This window comes from Actinomycetota bacterium, assembly GCA_005774595.1.
Taxonomy (GTDB): domain Bacteria; phylum Actinomycetota; class Coriobacteriia; order Anaerosomatales; family D1FN1-002; genus D1FN1-002.
In genome coordinates this window covers 1-5112 of the sequence record VAUM01000124.1, presented here as the reverse complement: position 1 = coordinate 5112, position 5112 = coordinate 1, and the positions used below count along the sequence as shown (strand labels likewise).

General features: G+C 71.1%; 7 protein-coding genes. All 7 read left to right on the top strand.

The features are described from left to right. The first annotated feature begins 679 nt into the window (after positions 1-679). Positions 680-1060 (top strand): hypothetical protein, encoded by a 381-nt coding sequence (locus tag FDZ70_06140; GenBank protein TLM76817.1) that lies wholly within the window; start codon positions 680-682, stop codon positions 1058-1060. Between the two features lie 40 nt (positions 1061-1100). Next, a complete protein-coding gene (locus FDZ70_06135) occupies positions 1101-2222 on the top strand; it encodes a tetratricopeptide repeat protein (protein TLM76816.1) in 1122 nt (373 codons plus the stop codon). Between the two features lie 23 nt (positions 2223-2245). Then, entirely contained in the window at positions 2246-3184 is a 939-nt protein-coding gene (gene trxB, locus FDZ70_06130; GenBank protein ID TLM76815.1) for a thioredoxin-disulfide reductase, read from the top strand. 35 nt (positions 3185-3219) lie between these two features. Further along, positions 3220-3549, top strand: a complete 330-nt coding sequence (trxA, locus tag FDZ70_06125; GenBank protein ID TLM76819.1) for a thioredoxin — start codon at positions 3220-3222, stop codon at positions 3547-3549. A gap of 10 nt (positions 3550-3559) precedes the next feature. Next, positions 3560-3811 (top strand): hypothetical protein, encoded by a 252-nt coding sequence (locus tag FDZ70_06120; GenBank protein ID TLM76814.1) that lies wholly within the window; start codon positions 3560-3562, stop codon positions 3809-3811. Between the two features lie 160 nt (positions 3812-3971). Beyond that, positions 3972-4361: a nickel-responsive transcriptional regulator NikR gene (gene nikR, locus FDZ70_06115; protein ID TLM76818.1), complete on the top strand. Its 390-nt coding sequence runs from the start codon at positions 3972-3974 to the stop codon at positions 4359-4361. A 10-nt stretch (positions 4362-4371) separates the two neighbouring features. Further along, positions 4372-5112, top strand: a 741-nt coding sequence (locus FDZ70_06110) for a hypothetical protein (protein ID TLM76813.1), incomplete at its 3' end; no start/stop codon positions are given.

Genomic DNA, 5112 nt, shown 5'->3' with positions numbered 1-5112 from the left:
ATCGCGAGGAGACCGCCGCGGCCAGGCGCTCCACCCTCGGGCTAGCCGCCGCCGTCGGTCCGGCCGACGCGGACGCCGACGCGACGCTCCGCAAGCTCATGCTCGCCGAGAGCTCGCGCTGGGCGGGCGCGGACGGCGAGTGGGGCATCGCGGACCGCGGGCGGGCCTTCGCCGCGTCGGCGCAGCGCTCGGCGCAGGGCCTCCTGTCGAAGGTGGCGCTGAACACGCAGGACATCACGCTGTCGGGCAATTCGGGCACGGTGCCGGTCGTCGTGGCGAACGGGACCGGCAAGCCCCTCGCGCTCAAGCTCGTCGCCACGTCCGACTCGCTGGCGCTCGAACAGCGCGAGACGATGCTCGCGGCCAAAGCGGGCGAGAACTACGCGACCATCCCGGTCGACCTGCGCGGCGCGATCTCGGCCGAGATGACAGTGGCGCTGCTGGCCGGCGACCTCGTCGTGGCACAAGACCGCGTCACGGTGCGGGCGACGCTCCTCGACCGGCTGGTGATCATCGCAGCGGTCGTCCTGGTCCTCCTCGGCCTGCTCGTGGTCGTCTATCGCAAGCGCGCATCGACGGCCGACGGCGGTGTGTCCGACCCTGACGATGCTGGTAGAATCGGCGCCGGGACGCCGACCGCCCGCGGGCGGCGGCGCACGGCGCGCGGAGGGTAGTCACCATGTTGAAGAAGCTGCTCGGGTGGGGCATCGTGATCGCGATCGTCGCGACCGTCATCAATGACGGTGGCCGCTTCTTCAGCGGGTGGCGCGTCGCCGAGGACGCCGCGATACAGGCGGCGACCGATGGCGCCACCGCGGGCCGTGGCGAGGGCGGCCGGAGGAAGGCGTGGGTCGCCATCTACAACAGCGCGGCACGGCTGGGCGCCGTGGCCGAGAACGTCGACATGGGCGACAGCGGCGTCACGGCGTACGTCCGCTACGACGTGACCGGCACCTGGGTGGTGGCGCCGGTCATCCAGATGAGCAACGGCGTGTGGGACGTGAAGACCTGGTGGACCACCCCGATCGCCGTCCGCGCCAAAGGGCGGTCCATGTACTAGACTCGCGTCCGCGGCGCCGCACTCCGGCACTGCGCACGCTGTGAGCGAGCACGAGAGGAACCGAAGACACCACGTGAGGACCATCGTCCTCGACACGAATGTGCTGCTCTCCGACCCCGGCGCGCTGCTGGCGTATCCCGACGCGCTCGTCGTCATCCCCGAGACCGTGCTGGTCGAGCTCGACAAGCTCAAGACCGCGCGCATCGACCCCGACCTGCGGTTCCGCGGGCGCGAGGTCAGCCGGATCCTGTTCGAGCTCTCGGAGCAGGGCAGTCTCACCGAGGGCGTCGACCTGCCGGAAGGCGGATCTCTGAGCGTGGTGGCGCTCAACGAGTCGCAGATCCCCGAGAGCCTGTCCGCACGCAACGCCGACGACCGCATCCTGGCCGTGGCGCTGCAGGTCTGCGCGGGCGGCTGCGATGAGCTGGTCCTCGTCACGAACGACCTCAACATGCTGCTCAAGGCGCAGACGCTCGGCCTGAAGGTCGAACGCCACGAGGACGGCGCCGAGCGCAGCTTCGCGAAGCGGTTCATCATCCGGCCGTTCCAGCGCTACAAGACGCCGCTGGCCATCCTCGCGATCGCGGTCGCCGTGTTCGCCGGCGTCGTCGTCCTGCTGCTGTGGAACCCCGGCTCGCAGGGCTCGTCCGCAGGGCTCCCCCAGCAGTTCCGCGAGGTGCTGAGCGACGACCAGGTCCGCATGTACGAGGCGCTCGTCAAGCTCGAGCGCGACCCCGACGACGCCGCCGCCCAGCTGACCCTGGCCGACCTGTACTTCGAGCTTCGCGAGGACACCGGGAACCTGGCCCACGGCCTCCAGTCGCTCCGGTACTACGAGTCGTACCTCGACCAGCGCCCGGACGACGTCAACGCGCGCGCCGACTACGCGACGATGCTCTACTACGCGGGCAGGACCGACGACGCCATCGGGCAGATCGACTTGGTCCTGCAGGCCGAGCCGGGCCACGTGAGGGCGAACTTCAACCTCGGCATCTTCTACTGGAAGGGCCGTGGCGACCTGAAGGCCGCGCGCACGCAGCTCGAGAGGGTGGTCGAGCTCACGACGGGCGGCGACCGGACCGCGCAGGCGATCAACACCCAGGCACGGTCGTTCCTGTCGCAGATCGCGTCACAGACCGCCGGCTCGGTGACGACGCCGTGACCGGCCCGGAGGAGGACGTTCGCGTGGAGCAGGTGGACATCGCGGTGATCGGCGGCGGTCCGGCGGGGCTGACAGCGGCGCTGTACGCCTCACGCGCGCGGGCGAAGACCGTCGTGTTCGAGAAGGGGCTTCCCGGCGGCCAGATCGTGACCACCGATCACGTCGAGAACTACCCCGGCTTCCCCGGCGGGCTCGCGGGCGCGGAGCTCGGCGCGCTCATGACCAAGCAGGCCGAGGAGTTCGGCGCCGTGATCCGCACCTTCACCGAGGTCGAGTCGATCGTCCCGGCCGACCTCGACTTCACGCTGAGGACCACCGACGGCGACGAGTTCCTCGCGCGCGCGGTCATCGTGGCGACCGGCGCCGTGCCCCGCAAGCTCGGCGTGCCCGGCGAGGCGGAGTACACCGGCCGCGGCGTGTCGTGGTGCGCGACCTGCGACGGCGCGTTCTTCCGCGACAAGGTCGTCGCGGTCATCGGCGGCGGCGACGCGGCCGTCGAGGAGGCGCTGTTCCTCACCAAGTTCGCCTCGAAGGTCCACATCGTGCATCGCCGCGACGAACTGCGGGCGACCAAGTGCATCCAGGAGCGCGCGTTCGCGAACGACAAGATCGAGCCGCAGTGGAGCAGGGTCGTGCGCGAAGTGCGCGGCGACGGCTCGCGCGTGAGCTCGGTGCTGCTCGAGTCGACGAAGGGCGAGCCCGACCTCGATCTTCCCGTCGACGGCGTCTTCATCTTCGTGGGCGTGCATCCCGTCAGCGAACTGGTGCGCACTTCGGTCGCGTGCGACGATGCCGGATACGTGAGGACCGACCATGACGGGCGGACCGACTGGCCGGGTATCTTCGCTGCGGGAGACGTCACCGACTCGGAGCTCAAGCAGGTGATCACCGCCGCGGCGAAGGGCGCCTCGGCCGCGTTCGAAGCGCTACGATACGTCGACCAGAAGACCTGCGGCATCTGACGCGACAGGCACGAAGCGGAAGGACGTGGATGCAGATGGCAGAGGGGATCATCGCGATCACCGACGCGAACTTCGCGGACGAGGTCGAGGGCGCGGGCAAGCCGGTGCTGCTCGACTTCTGGGCGCCGTGGTGCGGCCCGTGCCGCGCGATGGAGCCGGTGCTCGAGGAGATCGCGGCCGAGTACGCCGGCAGGATCGTCGTCGGCAAGCTCAACGTCGACGAGAACCCGAACACGGCGATGAGGTTCGACATCCTGTCGATCCCGACCCTGCTCGTCTTCACGGACGGCTCGGTCGCCAAGAAGCTCGTCGGCCAGATGCCGAAGCGGCGGCTGGTCGAGGAACTCGCCCCCTGGGCCGGCTAGGAGGCGCGCCATGTGCGAGAAGGGCGTCAACGCATCGCAGCTCGCGCTCTCCGTGGGCCAGGCCGCCGACGTCGTGGGCGTCGCGCAGAGCTCGCTCGAGCAACTGCACCACCTGGCCGACCACGCCGGGCGCGCCGAGGTCAGCGCGCTCATCGCGCAGGCATCGGTGCTCCTGGGCGAGGCCGCGGCCAAGCTCGAGGAGGCCGCCGAGGCGCTCGATGAGACCGGGGGCGACGACGGGGTGACCGTCGAGCTGGTGTAGCGGACCCGCACGAGGACACCGCAGCGGCCCGGGCGAACACGTCCGAGCCGTTCCGCGCCCGGGGCTTGCGCGCCCGCGGCGGCGTGCTACGCTTCCCACATTCGTGCTACCCCCTGGCGGAGGTGCGCTCGTGGGCAGACTGACGCGGTTCGGCGTGGCCATGGACGAGGACCTGCTCGCCCGCTTCGACGCGCTCGTGGAGCGTCGCGGCGTCGCTGCGAACCGTTCCGAGGTGGTCCGCGACCTCGTGCGTGACGCACTCGTGGAAGCGCAGTGGGAGGACTCGGCCGAGGAGTGCGTCGGCACCGTGACGATGGTGTTCGACCACCACGCGTCCGACCTCGCCGAGAAACTCGACTCGCTCCAGCACGCGCACCACGAGCGCATCGTCTCGTCGATGCACGTGCACCTCGACGCGCACAACTGCCTCGAGGTGCTCGTCGTGCGCGGGACGAGCGCCGACGTGCGCGCGATCGCCGACGGCCTGCTCGGGACCAAGGGCGTCAAGCACGGCAAGCTCGTGACCACCACGACCGGCCGGCACCTGTAGGCGCGCGCCGATGCACATCCCCGATGGCATGCTCGACACGAAGACGTGGGTGACCGCGGCAGCGGGCTCCGCGGGGCTCGTGGGATACGCGGTGCGCACCGTTCGAAGGACGATGCCCCGGCAGCGGATCGTTCTGATGTCGCTGGTCGCGGCGCTGGTCTTCGCGCTACAGATGCTCAACTTCCCGGTGGCGGGCGGGACGAGCGGGCACTTCGCCGGCGGCGCGGCGGCGGCGATCCTGCTCGGGCCGTGGCCCGCGGTGCTCGTCATGACCACCGTGCTGCTCGTGCAGGCGTTCGTCTTCGCCGACGGCGGCATCTCCGCGCTCGGGGCGAACGTGCTCACGCTGGGGATCGTCGCCCCGCTCGCGGGATGGGCCGTGTATCGGCTCGCCGCGGGAGCGGCGCCCGGGCGCGCGCGAGGGTTCGCGGCCTCGTTCGGGGCGGCGTGGTGCGGAAGCGTGGCCGCGGCGCTGGCGGCGGCACTGCTGCTGTGGACCTCCGGCCGCCTTCCCCTGCTGCTCGGCCTCGGCGCGATGGGCTTCTGGCACGCGCTCACCGGGATCGGCGAGGGCCTCATCACGGCCGGACTCGTCGCCTACGTCGCTGCCGTGCGGCCCGACCTCATCGGCGCGCAGCAGGACCGCCCCGCCGGCGAGGTCCGCGGCGTGGCCGTCGGGCTGGGCGCGGCCGCGTTGGTGGCGGCCGGGCTGTCGTTCCTCGCCTCGAGTGCGCCCGACGCCCTCGAGCAC